General features: G+C 47.1%; 17 protein-coding genes. 4 read left to right on the forward strand and 13 right to left on the reverse strand.

All coding sequences use genetic code 11. The annotated features are described in order from the left end of the window. Both Q0101_RS05180 and brnQ read right to left on the reverse strand, forming a co-directional pair. Window positions 1–491, reverse strand: a 491-nt coding sequence (locus tag Q0101_RS05180) for a hypothetical protein (RefSeq protein ID WP_297942976.1), incomplete at its 3' end; no start/stop codon positions are given. A 187-nt stretch (window positions 492–678) separates the two neighbouring features. Continuing rightward, window positions 679–2,010, reverse strand: coding sequence for a branched-chain amino acid transport system II carrier protein (gene brnQ / locus Q0101_RS05185; RefSeq protein ID WP_297942978.1), 1,332 nt, complete (start codon window positions 2,008–2,010; stop codon window positions 679–681). A 211-nt stretch (window positions 2,011–2,221) separates the two neighbouring features. Here brnQ and radA point away from each other — a divergent pair, with 211 nt between their 5' ends. Beyond that, window positions 2,222–3,571 carry a DNA repair protein RadA gene (gene radA, locus Q0101_RS05190; protein WP_297942980.1) on the forward strand — a complete coding sequence of 450 codons (1,350 nt, stop codon included), beginning with the start codon at window positions 2,222–2,224 and terminating at the stop codon, window positions 3,569–3,571. A gap of 268 nt (window positions 3,572–3,839) precedes the next feature. Here the strand turns inward: radA and Q0101_RS05195 are convergent, their stop codons facing one another. Then, window positions 3,840–3,965 (reverse strand): hypothetical protein, encoded by a 126-nt coding sequence (locus Q0101_RS05195; protein WP_297942983.1) that lies wholly within the window; start codon window positions 3,963–3,965, stop codon window positions 3,840–3,842. A gap of 88 nt (window positions 3,966–4,053) precedes the next feature. Between Q0101_RS05195 and Q0101_RS05200 the strand changes: the two genes are divergently transcribed. Together Q0101_RS05200 and Q0101_RS05205 are read left to right on the forward strand one after the other, a co-directional pair. Next, on the forward strand, window positions 4,054–4,218 hold the full coding sequence (locus Q0101_RS05200) for a hypothetical protein (protein ID WP_297942985.1): 165 nt from the start codon (window positions 4,054–4,056) through the stop codon (window positions 4,216–4,218). Between the two features lie 98 nt (window positions 4,219–4,316). Beyond that, window positions 4,317–5,060 carry a hypothetical protein gene (locus Q0101_RS05205; protein ID WP_297942987.1) on the forward strand — a complete coding sequence of 248 codons (744 nt, stop codon included), beginning with the start codon at window positions 4,317–4,319 and terminating at the stop codon, window positions 5,058–5,060. A gap of 233 nt (window positions 5,061–5,293) precedes the next feature. Here the strand turns inward: Q0101_RS05205 and Q0101_RS05210 are convergent, their stop codons facing one another. The 9 genes from Q0101_RS05210 to Q0101_RS05250 form a co-directional block, all read right to left on the reverse strand. Then, on the reverse strand, window positions 5,294–6,100 hold the full coding sequence (locus Q0101_RS05210) for a transporter substrate-binding domain-containing protein (protein WP_297942989.1): 807 nt from the start codon (window positions 6,098–6,100) through the stop codon (window positions 5,294–5,296). A 17-nt stretch (window positions 6,101–6,117) separates the two neighbouring features. Then, the gene (locus Q0101_RS05215) at window positions 6,118–6,924 is read right to left on the reverse strand and encodes a transporter substrate-binding domain-containing protein (protein WP_291938062.1); all 807 of its coding nucleotides are present in this window, start codon (window positions 6,922–6,924) and stop codon (window positions 6,118–6,120) included. Window positions 6,925–7,362: 438 nt separating this feature from the next. Then, complete coding sequence (locus Q0101_RS05220; protein WP_297942990.1) at window positions 7,363–8,169, reverse strand: transporter substrate-binding domain-containing protein; 807 nt, start codon at window positions 8,167–8,169, stop codon at window positions 7,363–7,365. Between the two features lie 171 nt (window positions 8,170–8,340). Beyond that, window positions 8,341–9,036, reverse strand: coding sequence for a uracil-DNA glycosylase (ung, locus tag Q0101_RS05225; protein WP_297942992.1), 696 nt, complete (start codon window positions 9,034–9,036; stop codon window positions 8,341–8,343). 535 nt (window positions 9,037–9,571) lie between these two features. Beyond that, window positions 9,572–10,174, reverse strand: a complete 603-nt coding sequence (locus Q0101_RS05230; protein WP_297942994.1) for a hypothetical protein — start codon at window positions 10,172–10,174, stop codon at window positions 9,572–9,574. An 82-nt stretch (window positions 10,175–10,256) separates the two neighbouring features. Further along, window positions 10,257–10,853 (reverse strand): DJ-1/PfpI family protein, encoded by a 597-nt coding sequence (locus Q0101_RS05235; RefSeq protein WP_297942996.1) that lies wholly within the window; start codon window positions 10,851–10,853, stop codon window positions 10,257–10,259. A gap of 226 nt (window positions 10,854–11,079) precedes the next feature. Then, window positions 11,080–11,826 (reverse strand): hypothetical protein, encoded by a 747-nt coding sequence (locus Q0101_RS05240; protein WP_297942998.1) that lies wholly within the window; start codon window positions 11,824–11,826, stop codon window positions 11,080–11,082. A 35-nt stretch (window positions 11,827–11,861) separates the two neighbouring features. Continuing rightward, window positions 11,862–12,497 (reverse strand): FAD-dependent thymidylate synthase, encoded by a 636-nt coding sequence (gene thyX, locus Q0101_RS05245; protein WP_297943000.1) that lies wholly within the window; start codon window positions 12,495–12,497, stop codon window positions 11,862–11,864. A gap of 125 nt (window positions 12,498–12,622) precedes the next feature. Beyond that, window positions 12,623–13,249: a nitroreductase family protein gene (locus Q0101_RS05250; RefSeq protein WP_297943002.1), complete on the reverse strand. Its 627-nt coding sequence runs from the start codon at window positions 13,247–13,249 to the stop codon at window positions 12,623–12,625. A 121-nt stretch (window positions 13,250–13,370) separates the two neighbouring features. Here Q0101_RS05250 and Q0101_RS05255 point away from each other — a divergent pair, with 121 nt between their 5' ends. Further along, window positions 13,371–14,720 carry a sodium-dependent transporter gene (locus Q0101_RS05255; protein ID WP_297943003.1) on the forward strand — a complete coding sequence of 450 codons (1,350 nt, stop codon included), beginning with the start codon at window positions 13,371–13,373 and terminating at the stop codon, window positions 14,718–14,720. A gap of 30 nt (window positions 14,721–14,750) precedes the next feature. Here the strand turns inward: Q0101_RS05255 and Q0101_RS05260 are convergent, their stop codons facing one another. Next, window positions 14,751–14,885 carry a hypothetical protein gene (locus Q0101_RS05260; protein WP_297943005.1) on the reverse strand — a complete coding sequence of 45 codons (135 nt, stop codon included), beginning with the start codon at window positions 14,883–14,885 and terminating at the stop codon, window positions 14,751–14,753. Between the last annotated feature and the right edge of the window lie 21 nt (window positions 14,886–14,906).

Below are 14,906 nucleotides of genomic sequence, written 5' to 3' on the forward strand. Positions count from 1 at the left end.
GCATAATACGCGCTCTCGTTCGGCTGCAATTTAAAAAGCTCGCCCAGATACGGGTGCAAAAGCGGCGCGAACTCGAGACTTGCCGCAGCGATGACCTCTTCGGAGTTTTTCCAGCGCGCGCTTTTTTCATCTCTGCCGCGTTGCCGTGCGTTTTTGCCTGCGCTTTCGTCCGCCCGAGCAGAGCGCGCATTCTCTCCCGTCTGTGCCACGCTTTCGTCCTGCTGCGTTTCGCGACCCTCTGCCGCCTCTTCGCGTAAAATTTCAACCGCCGTAGCGATCAAAGCTTTAAAATCCTCCTCGCCTACATAGCCCAGAGCGTCCTTTAGCAGCGTACGGCCGTCCCTCCGCCCGCGCAGCAGGCTGTCCGCTAGCGTAAAATACGCCGTCTCGTCGCCTTGCAGCCGCCAAAACTGCTCGTATAAACCGGGTACTCTAAAGCCATCGCGTTCGAAATCTCGCGCCAGATTTAGCGCCTCATCCCGCTTATCCATCTTATTTCCTTTTGCGATTTTATTTTGATAATTTTAGCGTAAATTTATATTAAATTTTGAAGGCGACTTATTTTATATGTCAAAATTCCAGTAAAAAATATGTGAGATTAAATTCGGCGACGAATTAAAATTTAAAAGTGTGCCGAGCCCCGTAGAGCCCGGCTAAATTTTAAAATAGCTCTTAAATTTAAAAACTATCGTCTCTTTTTTCAAAGATCAGATGCAGCACGTAGGTCACGGCGAAGGTCAAGGTGCTAGGCACGATCCAGCCGAGCATCGAATCGTAAAACGGCATCATCTTCACAAACGACGTTACAAGCGGCACCGAAATCCCCAAAATATCAAGTCCGTTTATGACACCCTCGACAACGCAAACATAGACGCAGGCGCGGTAAATCAGCTTGCTCGAATCGATCCACGGATTAATCAGCGAGAGGATTATCAGCATGATCGAGATCGGATAGATGGCGACGAGGACCGGGATGGAGCCTTTGATGATGGTCGTAAGGCCGAAATTTGCGACTCCAAAGCCGATCACGCACCAAGCGATCGCCCAGGTTTTGTATTTGATCTTGCCTTTCGTAAGCTCCTCGAAGTATTCGCTAGCCGAGCTTATAAGGCCAAGAGTCGTGGTGATGCAAGCTAGGAAAAACGCGCTGCCTAGGATCACGACGCCAATTCTTCCGAAATAATGATCGCTTACTCGCGACAAAAGCTCCGCTCCGTTGATATTCGGCGTATCTTTGAAAAGCTCTGCGGAGGTCGCGCCCAGATAGCCCAGCATAAAATATATCGTCATCAGTATGACGCCCGACATCATTCCCGCTTTTATGGTAGAGGTGACGAGGTGCTTTTCGTCGCTCACGCCGGTTGCTTTAATGGCGTTAATTACGATGATTCCAAATGCCAGCGACGCAAGCGCATCCATCGTCTGATAGCCCTCTACGAAGCCCTTTGCTGCGGCATGATCGACATACTCTCCGCTAGGAGCGACGAAACCCCCGATCGGAAACAAAAATCCTGCACCGAAAAGTAGCAAAATAAGCGCCAAAAGTATCGGCGTGAGGTATTTTCCGAGCAGATCGACGAGCTTTGAAGGGTTCATACAGATGTAATAGTTCAGCGCAAAATATGCGGCAGAATAAACGAATAGCCAAATTTGAAGGCTATCTTGCCCGATAAAAGGCTTAATAGCGATGTCAAAAGGCATATTTGCCGCGCGCGGTATCGCAAAAAGCGGCCCGATCGTAAGATATAAAAGCGCGGTAAAAACGATCGCAAACACGGGATCTATGCGGCGCACCAGGCTCTGAAGCCCCTTGGCACGCGCAATGCCTGCGACGCCGAGCACCGGCAGAAGCACCGCCGTAGCGCAAAAAAACATTATCGCGATATAAAAATTCTGCCCCGACTCCCTGCCAAGACCCGGCGGAAAAATAAAATTTCCCGCACCGAAAAACATCGCAAATAGCGTAAGCGATATCGTCAAAAACTGGCTTCTACTAAGCTTGCCCTTCATCTTAAACCCTCTTTAAATAAAGTGAAATTTGTATTATAGTTATAAATGTTTAAAACATATTTAAATTTAGCTCAAATTTAGCCACACATCCTCCGTCTCGTGATTTTTGATTCCGCAAACAGCACGCGGGGCGGCTAAAATTTTAAAAATTTTAAGTATAATTTCGCAAAGCTTAGGGCTAAATTTAATCAAAAATGAACGAGGGATAAAGATGGCGAAGATTAAAACTACGATTTTTGAGTGCCAGCACTGCGGCAATCAGCAAAGCAGATGGCTCGGTAGATGCCCCGATTGCGGCGCATTCGATAGCTTCGTCGAGCTCAAGCCCGCTCAGATCAAAGCGCTAAAAGAGATCGAGGGCGAGCTTGCCCGCGCCTCGTCCGCAAGCGCCAAAGCGATCAGCGAGATACAGATCGAGCAAATTTCGCGCATCGACACCAAAGATAGCGAGCTAAATTTAGTCCTCGGAGGCGGCGTCGTGGAGGGCTCGCTCGTGCTAATCGGCGGCAGTCCCGGTATCGGAAAATCCACGCTGCTGCTTAAGATCGCGGCAAATTTAGCAAGCGACGGCCGCGCTGTGCTTTACGTAAGCGGCGAGGAGAGCGCCAGCCAGATCAAAATGCGCGCGCAGCGGCTTGGCGCGATAAGCGAGCAGCTGTTTTTACTCACCGAGATCAATCTGGGCGCCGTGCTTGAAGAGGTCGAGCGCAGGGATTATAAATTTATTGTCATCGACAGTATCCAGACGCTTTTTAGCGATAAGGCCCCCTCTGCGCCGGGCTCGATCACGCAGGTGCGCGAGATCACGTTCGAGCTGATGCGACTTGCCAAAGCGCGCGGGATTTCGATCTTCATCATCGGCCACATCACCAAAGAGGGCTCGATCGCGGGCCCGCGCATACTGGAGCATATGGTGGACGTGGTGCTGTATTTCGAGGGCGATGCGAGCAAGCAGCTTAGAATTTTGCGCGGTTTTAAAAACCGCTTCGGAGCTACGAGCGAGGTGGGGATTTTCGAGATGGGGCCGCACGGGCTCGTAAACGCAAAGGACGTCGCGAGTAAATTTTTCACGCGCGGCAAGGCGGTAAGCGGCTCAGCGATCACGATCACGATGGAGGGCACGCGCGCGCTCGTCGTGGAGATCCAAGCGCTCGTGTGCGAGAGCGGCTACCCCAAGCGCAGCGCCACGGGCTTTGATAAAAACCGCCTCGATATGCTTCTGGCGCTACTTGATCGCAAGCTTGAGATCGGGCTTGGCGGATACGACGTCTTCGTAAACGTAAGCGGCGGCGTAAAAATCACCGAAACGGCGTGCGATCTAGCCGTCATCGCGGCGATCGTAAGCAGCTTCAAAAACCGCCCGATCAGCAAAGAAAGCGTCTTCATCGGCGAGGTGAGCCTAAACGGCGAGATCAGAGAGATCTTCAACCTCGATGCGCGCCTGAAAGAAGCCGCGATGCAGAAATTTAAAAACGCGATCGTCCCGATGAAGCCGCAAAACGCGCAGGGGCTTAAAATTTTTCACGCTACCGAGATCACGCAAATTTTAGATTGGATGTGAAGCGGCGCGCTTCTTAGCTTCGGTTTAGCAGAGGATGCGGGCGGGCGAAAATGGACTTTGAGCGGCAAGGGACGCGTTGCTTTTGCATGGGCGCGGCGAAGGGCGCAAGTGCGCCGCTTTTTGCATGGCTCGCAAGCAAGCGCAAATGAGCTTGATCGCTAAGGCGCGATTTTTGGAATTTCACGTATCGTAGCGGCTCAAAAATTCGTTTGAGATTTAAAACGGCTCGGCGACGGTGCGGTTAAAATTTAATCATTCGCGGCGCATCCTAGTGAGCAAGATAGGCGCTTTGCAGCGTAAATTTTAAAATTTTGCCGCAATGCGGCGCAAAGCCAAGCCCGATAGGTCCTTGCGTCGCGTAAAATTCTATCGCGGCGCGTAGGACGTATCGCATAGGGCTAAGAGCCGGTAAAATTTTAACGGTGCCAAGCTCTCATGCGCGGGTGCAGATACCACAAGCAAAGTATCGCGCGCCGAGCCGAATGGGCGCCGCCGTAGCACGTCGCAACCCGAAAAGGCTTGCTAGCAAGACGCTATGCAAGCCAAAGCGCGCAGGTCCGCCTCACGTAGCCAAAAGACAAAGCCTACAAGGCGGCAAGATAGCAACGCAGCGAGAGCGCGATGAAATTTTAACGCAGACCGCATAAGCCGTCGGCAAAGCCTAATTCTACGGACAGGCTCCGCAGATAAAATTTCGCAAATCTAGCACGGATAAAATTTCATAAATTTAAACGGAAAGGTGCATATGAGCCCAAACGTAATCGTCAAATTCGTCATTTTGTTTTTCATCAGAGCGCAAAGCTTAAACGTCAAATTTAGCAGACTCGACGCCGTCGTGTCGCGCGCTTACGCCAAATACGGGGCGCTCTTTAAACTAAGCGTGCCGCTACTTGCCGCAGCATCGGTATTTGCGCTGTTTAACCTATACGATTTTGCCAAAGCCAACTACGCGCTGACGATCTTTTTGCTCGCTTTGGGCTCGCCACTGCTTGCGTATAGCTTTTTTAAGGCGATAAAATCGGCGATGACCTTCGCGCTATTTGTAATCCCCTTTGCGGCGGTGTTTGCGATCATCGCGGTGACGGGCGCACAGAAGCTTGATAACTCGCTAAATTTTAACATCGTCTTTCCGCTGTTTTTTACCCTCGTATGGTTTGCGATGTCGGTGATCGCCGACGAGGACGTAGCACAGATCATGAATAAGATCGTATCGAAGCTCTCGACGCTTTTTGTGACGATTTTCATCCTTTACAACTACGAGGCGCTACATGGGATTTTAACCGCGAGCGCGGGAGGGTATCGAGCGAGCGAAGATGAGCTAAGCGCGCTTGATCTGGTATTTATGACGATTAGATTTTTCACGCTGCCTTCGATTTTTACGTTGATGATTTTTGAGATCAAAGATTATCTTTTTATCAGATACGGCGCGTTCGTGCAGGCGCAGCAGGAGCGCATGGAGGATTTAAAAAATTCCAAGGGCTCGGAGTAAAATTTTAAAGCTTAGCTCGATCTAATTTTGCGCGACGCAAATACTCGCAAATACTAAAGATTACGACCGCCGTGTGCACGCTGGCTTAGGCGCGGCAGTGGGACTAATAAAATTTGAAATGAGATTTTTAGGACAAAATTTTGAGATGGAATTTTAATGACACGCCGGTTATGCGCGGATTAGAATTTAAAGCCGCGAAGCTTCAAATCCCGACCCACATCAAATCTAAAATTCTAAAAGAAGCTGTATATGTCGTCTAAAAGGAAGTATTTTTTATCGACGGTGCCTTTGTAGAACGGCTCGAAAGTATCGTTATACGCTTTTTTGAAAAAGCCCTCTTTGCTGAGTGAGATGAGTGCTTGATTGACGGCTTCTACGAGATCTGCGTTGCCTTTTTGCATCGCGATGCCTAAAAATACGTTCTCGCCAAGACTTTTGATATTAACCTCGACGCTAGGATCTGCGACCGGATAGACCATCACAAATAGATTATCGTCGCACGCGCCGTCGATCTCGCCGCTTTTTAGCCGCTTGTAGCAATCGGAGGAATTTTTGCAATACACTAGATTGTAGCCGCCGTCCTTTTGCATAAACGCTTCGCCCGTCGAGCCGCGAATGACGCCTACTTTTTTACCTCGTAGATCGCTCATTTTTTGGATATTGTCGCTTTTTCTGGTTAAAACTCCGGAATTTACCGAAAGATAGGGCATCGAAAACTCATAATTTTTCTTTCTCTCCTCAGTAACGCTTGCAGCCGCGATAAGCATATCTGCCTGATTATTTTGAATGGACGGAAAGCGCGCTTGCGCTGATACCGGTATGAGCTCGATCCTGCCGCCGGTATCGCCTAAAATTTTGCCTCCGATTGCATTAGCAAGCTCTACGTCAAAGCCCTCAAAGCCGTTATCCGTGACCCTACTAAACGGAGGCTCGTTTTCATAAACGGCGATACGAATGACTTTACTCTGCTTTATTTGGCTTAAAGAATTCGCAAGCGCAAAGATGCAAGATAGAAGAATTAAAAACAGTGATTTTTTCATTTCAAATTCCTTTTTTATTAAAAAAAGCTGTAAAGATCGTCGAGTAGGAAATATTTTTTATCGACGGTGCCTTTATAGAAGGATTCGAAAGTATCCTCGTAAGCCTTTTTGAAAAAGCCCTCTTTGCTAAGCGCAATCAAGCCTTTATTGATCGCTTCTAGCAGCTCCGCATTGCCCTTTTGCACCGCGACGCCTAAGAATACATTATCGCCTAGATTTTTGATATTGACTTCGACTGCAGGATCTACGATCGGATAGACCATTACAAAAAGGTTGTTGTTACAATACCCGTCGATCTCGCCGCTTTTTAATCTCCTATAGCAATCAACCGAATCGTTGCAGTAGGAAACATTATAACCGCCGTCTTTTTTGATATACGCCTCGCCGGTAGTCTTGCGGATGACGCCGATCTTTTTGCCCATCAGATCGCCTATTTTATGAATATTTGAGTCTTTTTTCGTTAAAATTCCCAAATTGACCGTAAAATACGGCATCGAAAAATCTACGCTGCCTTTACGCTCTTCAGTGATACTTGCAGCCGCGATTATCATATCTGCCTGATTGTTTTGCAGCATCGGAAAACGCACTTCGTTTGTTACCGGTATGAGCTCGATACGACCGCCGCTATTGCCGAAAATTTTACCAGCTAGCGCGTTGGCAAGCTCGACTTCGAAGCCTTCAAAGCCTTTCTCGCTTGACTTGCTAAAAGGCGGCTCATTTTCATAAACGCCCACTCTGATAACCTTGCTTTGCTTTATTTCGCTTAAGGAATTCGCAAAAACAAAGATCGCCGACAATAGAATAAGAAAAAATGACTTTTTCATAATTTCCTCCTTGAATTTTAAATTTTTCGTAATTGTAATGTAAATTTTCTTAAAATTTCATTTTACTAGAACCGAAACTATTCCCTAAATTGCGAGTTTAGCGATAAAATTTCGTAACTAAAATTTCTAAGCATAATGATAGAGGCTTTTTAAATTTTGCTGCCTTGCGCCAAACCCTGCCTGCTCTCATTAAATTTTAGCGCTTCGCTATAAAATTCTGTGCGTCTATTAGCGCCATAAAAATAGCGCATCACTGCGAAATTCTATGGAATTTTATAAATTCTGTAACGGCGCGTTAGTAAAATCTTACAATCTAAACCAAGCTCGCAAAATCGGGCAAAATAGCAAGACTATGCGAGCCTTTTAAATTTTACCTAGCGAGAGCACACAGCTATGCTTACGAAAACAAACACAGGCGAGCTGTATCGCTATGCCCGCCTAAAATAAGCTATAAAGGTCATCCAGCAAGAAATATTTTTTCTCCGCAGTGCCCTTGTAATACGGCTCGATGGTTTCGTTGTAGGTCTTTTTCATAAAGCCCTCTTTGCTTAGTTTGATGAGCTCGCCATTTAAGAAGTCCAGTAGCTCTTTATTTCCCTTCTGCACGGCAACGCCCAAAAACTCCGAAGGGCCTAAATTCTTGATATTTACCTCAGTATCGCTATCGATGACGGCATAAGCCAAAACTAACAGGTTGTCGGTCGCGTAGCCGATGCCCTTATTTTCTTTTAACATTTTGTAGCATTCATTTGCAGTAGCGCAGTTTATGACGTCAAAGCCCTCTTTTCTAAAATACGCCTCGCCAGTGGTGCCGCTTTCGGCTATGATCGGCTTGCCGTGTAGATCGGATACGGTTTTGATCCTATCGCCTGTGCGGGTTAGTACGCCTATATTTACCGCAAAATATGGGGTCGTAAAGTCGACCACCTGCTTACGCTCGTTGGTGATAGTAAAGGTCGCGAGCACCATATCTACTTTGTTTTCTTCAAGCACCCTTAAACGCTCGCTGGCTTTTACCGGCACGAACTCGACTTTGCCCGATTTTGTGCCGAATATATCCTTCGACAGCGCCTCTGCCAAAGTAACCTCAAATCCTTCAAATTTGCCGTCTTCAAATTTACTAAAAGGCGGCTGCGCCTCGAAGACGCCTACGCGCACACTGCCCGATTGCCTAATCTCAGATAGGGTATTTGCCACTACACTACTTGTAAATAGCAAGAAAATTCCCAAAATTATCTTTTTCATATCGTTCCTTTAATTTGCAATGATTAGCCTAGCCGCGCATTCGCGTCGCTTCGGCAAGCCGTCTTAAGCCGGTCGTATATTATTCGCTCACTTCTCCTTTCGACATTTTTTAAAATTTCTTTACTTTGAAATTTTGCGGCGCATTTTACGCAAATTTCATTTAAAATACATTTAACCTGCGCCGTGATTTAGATCCCAATCGATCTCTCCCAGACCGTGTGCGCGCAGATATTCGTTGCATCTGCTAAAATGCCTGCAGCCGAAAAACGCCCCTCCTGCAAGCGGACTAGGATGCGCGGCGGTTAAAATGAGATGCCTCTGCGCATCGATCAGCGCCGATTTGGCTTTGGCGAAATTTCCCCACAGCATAAAGACTAAATTTTGCCGCTTCGCGCTTAAAATTTTAATCACGGCGTCGGTGAAAATTTGCCAGCCGAAGCCGCTGTGCGAGTTCGCGCGGTTCGCGCCCACACTAAGGCTCGCATTAAGAAGCAGCACGCCCTGCTTCGCCCAGTAGCTCAGATCGCCGCTTTCAGGCTCGCTGATACCCAGATCGCTCTTAATCTCTTTGTAGATATTTACGAGGCTGGGCGGAATTCGCACGCCGTGCGGCACCGAAAAGCTAAGCCCCATCGCCTGATGCGCGCCGTGGTAGGGATCCTGCCCCAAAATCACCGCGCGCACCCGCTCAAACGGAGTGAGATTGAAGGCGTTAAAGATCAAATTTCCCGGCGGATAGACGATCTCTCGCGCCTTTGCAGCGAGCAGATTTTCTTTGATCTTCGCAAAATACTCGCTTAAAAATTCCTCTCTAAGCGCCTCTTTCCAGCCGCTCTCGATCCTCACGTTGTCTAAATTTATCTGCATACCGACCCTTTAAATTTTAATAAATTAACGCTCTAATTTTACAATAAATTTTAAAAATAGTCTCGCTCGCACGCGCCGCTGCAATCAAAGGCAGATCGCCCGCGCTCTCTCGCCGCCAACCGATCCCGCCGATTTATAGGCGCCGCTACACGATCACGATCAAAAGCGCCATAAACAGCAGCAGGGCGATCGTCTTTTTATTATCGTTAAGCAGAGTCTGCGGATAAAAAGCAAACAAAATCGCGTAGGCAAAAAGCGCGATTGCGAACTCCCACGGGTATTATCTCCGAATTTTAACCTATAAGCGACCCGAAAGATATATGCGAAAGCAGCGATAAAATTTGAGCCGGCTTCATGCTGTCTTTGTGATCTCCTATTTTATGTAAAACCCACTATATTGTTATTTTATCTACTTTGATAAACGTCCGTAAGACTAAAGTCCAATTTTTCAAATTTTTAAATTTTATCCCAAAGCTTTTAAATTTATTTTTCAACGACGATATCAATCGGCCGTAAGTAAATTTAGCGCACGCTATTAATACCCCATTTTATTTATTTGAATTATATTAAGTTCTGGATAAAAAATAACCTCGTGATCATAATCGTCCGGCTGTCCCGATTCGTGCTCTTTTTTGTGCCATATTCGCCTTTTATCATTCACTATTGCCGTTATATTTAAATTTTTGATCGAACCATATATCAAATATTCCCGACTGCCGGCATAATGATAAGACGGCATCGCCCACGATAGTTTAAATTCGTGCAAATTTGTAGTTTCAGCTATGCAATCGGACTTGGAAACAAACTCGTAACCCTCTTGCAACATTTTTTGTTGCGTCAAAGTAAAAGGCTTATCCGCCTTTATAAAATGTGCGTAACAGATGCAAGTTTGCAATTTGTCCCTACAATGATAAGGAATGGCTTTTTTGCGATAAATGAGCAAAGTTTCTCCCTTCGTATTTGTCAAGGTTTCAAATTTAGCCAAATCTCGATCTTTTACGTATGGAAATTTAGATAACGGCGAAATTTGAATAGCCAAATATATATACGCTATCAATAAGAAAAACAATATAGCAATTACAAGTATGACGATCTTGATGACTTTCCACAATGTTTTTAATATCTTTACTGCTTGCATTAAGATTTACCTCCTCTCTATTTTAAAATTTACTGCGGTATTTATAAACTTGCGCCGCCGATCTTAGCGGGTCTTTAAAATTTCATCGCACGAGCTTGCCTCTAAGGCCGTAATACGGATAATCCATCGCCGCGGCGGCGGCCTCTCGCGCAGAGGCGCCCGCGAATTTTTCGATCACGCAAAGTCCAAGTTCTATGGAGCTGCTCACGCCGCCTGCGGTGATGATCTCGCCTCCTGCGGGCAGGCTTTCGCGCACGAGCCGCTCATGCACCACGTCCGCGCAGTAAGGCGCCAGCAGATCGTAGCAAAACGGGTGCGTAGTCGCGCGCCGACCTCGCAAAAACCCCGCCGCGCCCAGAAGCAGCGAACCGGTGCAAACGCTAAACTTATACTTCGCATCGCGCGCGGTTGCGAGCCACGAGATGAAGCCCGCATCGTCTTTAAGGCGTCGCGTCGCCATACCGCCGGGTACAAAAACCGCATCAAAGCCGCCTAGATCCGTCATGATCTCGCCCGCATCGATCGTAAGGCCGCCGCTGTCCGAAGCCTGCCGCTCGCGCGAGCAAAACCTCATCTCAAGCTGCGGGCGGACGGCTTTGAGCCTTAGCATACAATCGTAAAACCCCACAAAATCGAGGTGCGTCTGTCCGCTAAACATCACAAGCGCTAGATTTTTCATAATCCGTCCTTTAAAATTATCGCTCGCCATAACAGCTTTTTGGCTCAGCGGCGCTGCAATTCTCGGCGCCGCAAGTAGTAAAATGCGCGGCAGCTAAATTTTGATACCGCAGGCTGCCAAAAAACCCGCTCAAACAAATTTTAAATTTTACCCGCATTAAAAACTCGCAGAATTTTACCGCCTACGAATGAAATTTTAAAAGCAAATTTAAAATTCCGCGAGCTTTTTATTCCTCTTTACTCAGACTCGTAAAAGCTCGCAAGCCCGCATAGTGCAGCCTTTTTGAAACATTCTCAAATTCCAAATCCCAAACCCCCTCGTCGTATTTCCATTCAAACGGCGTTTTGTAATTCGTCCAAATTTCATACGCGCGTTCGTTTAGCCGCTCAATCAACGCAGAAATCCCTAAATCGCCGCCCGCTATCTCCATCATCAGATGCCAGTTATCCAAATCGGCGGGGTCTTGCGTATGGATGGATTTTTCGCGCGGCAGATAATACACAAAATCCGCAGTATCAAAGGGAAATAAAGTATGGCACAGCGCAATGCCGTAAATTTTTTGAGCAAATACGGTCGGAAGCTGCTCGTCCGAATAGCCGAAAGTCGAAACGTATAAAAAGCTGCGCAAAATGCTCGCTAAATTTCTGCAAACGGGCGCAAAGGCGTATCTCGATACTTGCTGCGTTAAGGCGCCGTTTCGAATAAAACTTATGGCGCTATCGATCTCTCTTCTTCTTGCTTGCACGTATTTTATCTTTTTAAACCGCCAAGCTTGCAAAAGCTGCAAAGAATTGTCGATTGAGCGTAGATGCTTGTCTCTTTTTTCATCCGCCGTGTCGCTTAGCTCCGCGATCCTCGCAGCAGCCTGCCTCCAAAATGGAATCAGGGTTTTAACCCATCCAAGATAGCTCAGATAAAGCGCGTCCGGCTCCTCCTTTTCAAAAGCCGTTCTCATCTGCGTAAGTTTTATCATCGCAGCCCTTTTGTATCTAAATTTTATCCCGCTCGCTACTCTTCGCTTTGCGTCTTCTCGCCCGCCATGCAGCTTTGGAATATAAATTTATGCTCCTGCGGCAGCGCTTTGTAAATTTTACCGGCAAGCTCACGGATCTCCCAAAGTGCCGCCTTACTAGAACGCAGAGCGAGAAAGTTTTGCAAGCTACGCGCGTTTATACTCCAGCTAAGCTCGCTCTTGTAGCACTCGGGCAGGCAGTATTTGGCGATATCAAGGCTGATTGGGCTTTGTAAGATTACGCGCAGATTTTCAAGCGCCGCGATACTTGCGTTATCGACCGCTTCGTTGCCCGTAAGCACTATGTATCGCGCGGCGTTTTCGAAGTCCCCTTGCGCGAAGCTATTCTCGCCGCGCAATTCTTTGAGAGTGTAGCGAGTGGATTTTACGCTAAGGCTTGCTAGGCGGTGGCGCGCCAGCTCCTGAAGCAGCGCGCGCGAGATGCCGCTGATGTAGAAGTTGTAGTAGAGGTGTTCGAGCGTGCTTGAGTGCTTGAGTTGGTTGCCGACGCGGTCAATGAGCGCTAAGTCTTTGGCGCCGCCGCAATCGCCGCGCTCAAAGCTCTGCCAGCAGGTGCGGATTGCGTTTGAGCAAACCCAAAGCGGAGTGAAATTTAAAAGTTTGACTTGCATGTTTATCCTTTGAAATTTTAAGCGCATTTTAACGCTATCGCACTTTTAAACCGATAAAATTTCGTAAAACGACGCTTTTAATAAACAAAGCTCGCGCCTAGCTTTGCAAGCAGAAGTGACCCATTTTATCTTTTTTCGCTGCCGCCACGAGAGATTAAAATTTCATCTAGCTCGTAGCGCGTGTGCGGGTATTTGCTAGGCTCACCACGCCCCAAAGCCACGACGATTACAGGACGAAATTTCGTCTCTAAAGCGCAAAATTTTTCCAAAGCCGCGGCGTCAAAGCCGGTCATTATACACGAGTGCACGTCAAAGCCCTCGGCAATATTAGCGATATTTGCCGCTAAGATATAAAGCTGCTTGGTCGCGTAGTTCATCAGCGCTTCGTCGTCTAAGTCCGCAAATTTCGCGCAGAAATAATTCATCGCAGTTTCATATTTTTGCGAAGTGTTTGCACGACGGCGGACGGTGCGCTCTAAATACGCTTCGCCCACGCGCAGATCGTTACGCGCGATTAAAATCACGGCGTGCGAGCACTCAGCTACTTGCGGCTGACTGTTACAGGCTACGGAAAGCTCTTTTAGCTCGCAAGGATCCGAGATTATCATCATCCTCCAAGGCTCTAATCCGCATGAGCTGGGACTTAAGCGCGCAAGATCAAGTATCTCGCGCACGAGCTCGCTATTTAGTTTATAGCTGCAAAATTTACGGCAGCTGTGGCGAGAGAGCATCACTTCTTTTATCGATTTCATTTTATCTCCTTTAAAATTCGCGGCATTATAGCGGGTTTGCCTAAATTCCACTCGGCTAGCTTGGCGAGTTAAGCTAGATTTTGCTAATATTGCCTTTTCAAATTCCGCTACAAGGCATAATATGAACGATAAATTTAGCAAAATCGGCTTCATTCTCGCAGTCGCAGGCAGCGCCGTAGGGCTCGGTAATGCGTGGAAATTCCCCACTTTAGTAGGCACCAACGGCGGCAGCGCCTTTATCTTGCTATATCTTTTGCTGACGCTTTTGGTTAGCTTCGTGATTTTTTTAGCCGAGATCGTCATCGGCAGGCTAAGCGAAAGTGATCCGGTGCGCGCATTTGAAAAGCTCGCGCCCTCATACAAAGGCGCATGGAAATACGCGGGATTTTTTATGATTAGTGCGCTTTTGATCTATGCTTTTTACAGCGTCGTAATGGGCTGGATCCTAAAATACGTGGCCTCAAGCGCTTTGTATCTGCCAAAAAGTATAGATGAAAGTGGCGCAGCGTTTAACGCACTTTTAGGCAGCGATTTTTTAAGCGTGGCGATATGCTTTACCATAGCGTCGGCGTTTTGCTTTTTCATCGTATCTAAAGGTGTCAAAAGCGGCATCGAGCGACTTAACGTCTGGATGATGCCTGCGCTATTTATTTTGCTAGTTTTGATGCTAATTTACGCCGCGAGTTTCGATGGATTCGGACGTAGCGCAAAATTCTTGCTAGTGCCAGATTTTTCCAAGCTTAATAAGGATAGCGTTCTTTCGGCGCTAGGGCTTGCGTTTTTTACGCTTTCGCTTGGCGTTACTACGATTATGACTTATGCTGCAAGCCTGCCTGCGCGAACCAATATCCTAACCTCAAGCATAAATATCGTCTGCATTAATGTCCTAATCGGCGTGATGATGGGGCTTATCGTCTTTACTTTCATCTTTGAATTCGGCGGCGATCCCAAAGCGCAAGGTCCGGGGCTAGTGTTTGTCTCGCTGGTGGTGCTTTTTTCAAAGCTCGGTGCGATCGGAAATATCCTAGCCTTTTTATTTTTCACCTCGCTATTATTTGCGGCGATTACTTCTGCAATTTCGATGCTGGAGCCTGCGATTTATTATCTCGTAAACTCCCGCAAGCTAAGCCGCAAGCGCGCTTCACTTTTAGTTTTTGCCGTGACGTATGTTTTAGGGATATGCTGCATTTTGGGTTATTACGGGGGCACGAGCGAATATTTTAGCCTAGGTGGCAAGAGCTTTTTTGACGTGCTTGATTACCTAACCTCGAATATCTTAATGCCTCTTAGCGGCATAATTGTGGCGATTTTCGTAGGGTTCGTGATCAAAAAACGAGCCGTCGAAATTCTACTGCGTCCATATATGGGACGAATGGGCTTTAAGCTGTGGTATTTCGTGCTATTGCGCTTCGTGGCGCCAGTCGCGATCATAGTGATAGCACTCAATCAGCTAAAAATTTTAAATTTTTAAATTTTGTAAAGCGGATGGATAACATGGAAGTTAAAATTTGGCGCTGAAGCAGCCTAAAAACGACGCGCCAAATTTCATAGCGAACTTGCCGCGATCCGTTAGCCTTGCAGCGATAGTTTGGAATTTTATGTTTAGATAGAGGAAGGTTAAAGTATGTAGCGACAATCAGCTTTCGGCACGACCGCG

It is taken from the genome of uncultured Campylobacter sp., assembly GCF_937921625.1.
Taxonomy (GTDB): domain Bacteria; phylum Campylobacterota; class Campylobacteria; order Campylobacterales; family Campylobacteraceae; genus Campylobacter_B.

What these genes read in the sequence shown, in the direction of transcription:
- Q0101_RS05215 (WP_291938062.1), bottom strand. Translation starts at nt 6,924, where the DNA reads ATGAAAAAGTCATTTTTTCTTATTCTATTGTCGGCGATCTTTGTTTTT.
- Q0101_RS05200 (WP_297942985.1), top strand. Translation starts at nt 4,054, where the DNA reads ATGGGCGCCGCCGTAGCACGTCGCAACCCGAAAAGGCTTGCTAGCAAG.
- Q0101_RS05220 (WP_297942990.1), bottom strand. Translation starts at nt 8,169, where the DNA reads ATGAAAAAGATAATTTTGGGAATTTTCTTGCTATTTACAAGTAGTGTA.
- radA (WP_297942980.1), top strand. Translation starts at nt 2,222, where the DNA reads ATGGCGAAGATTAAAACTACGATTTTTGAGTGCCAGCACTGCGGCAAT.
- Q0101_RS05240 (WP_297942998.1), bottom strand. Translation starts at nt 11,826, where the DNA reads ATGATAAAACTTACGCAGATGAGAACGGCTTTTGAAAAGGAGGAGCCG.
- Q0101_RS05250 (WP_297943002.1), bottom strand. Translation starts at nt 13,249, where the DNA reads ATGAAATCGATAAAAGAAGTGATGCTCTCTCGCCACAGCTGCCGTAAA.
- brnQ (WP_297942978.1), bottom strand. Translation starts at nt 2,010, where the DNA reads ATGAAGGGCAAGCTTAGTAGAAGCCAGTTTTTGACGATATCGCTTACG.
- Q0101_RS05255 (WP_297943003.1), top strand. Translation starts at nt 13,371, where the DNA reads ATGAACGATAAATTTAGCAAAATCGGCTTCATTCTCGCAGTCGCAGGC.
- ung (WP_297942992.1), bottom strand. Translation starts at nt 9,036, where the DNA reads ATGCAGATAAATTTAGACAACGTGAGGATCGAGAGCGGCTGGAAAGAG.
- thyX (WP_297943000.1), bottom strand. Translation starts at nt 12,497, where the DNA reads ATGCAAGTCAAACTTTTAAATTTCACTCCGCTTTGGGTTTGCTCAAAC.
- Q0101_RS05230 (WP_297942994.1), bottom strand. Translation starts at nt 10,174, where the DNA reads ATGCAAGCAGTAAAGATATTAAAAACATTGTGGAAAGTCATCAAGATC.
- Q0101_RS05205 (WP_297942987.1), top strand. Translation starts at nt 4,317, where the DNA reads ATGAGCCCAAACGTAATCGTCAAATTCGTCATTTTGTTTTTCATCAGA.
- Q0101_RS05210 (WP_297942989.1), bottom strand. Translation starts at nt 6,100, where the DNA reads ATGAAAAAATCACTGTTTTTAATTCTTCTATCTTGCATCTTTGCGCTT.
- Q0101_RS05195 (WP_297942983.1), bottom strand. Translation starts at nt 3,965, where the DNA reads ATGCGATACGTCCTACGCGCCGCGATAGAATTTTACGCGACGCAAGGA.
- Q0101_RS05235 (WP_297942996.1), bottom strand. Translation starts at nt 10,853, where the DNA reads ATGAAAAATCTAGCGCTTGTGATGTTTAGCGGACAGACGCACCTCGAT.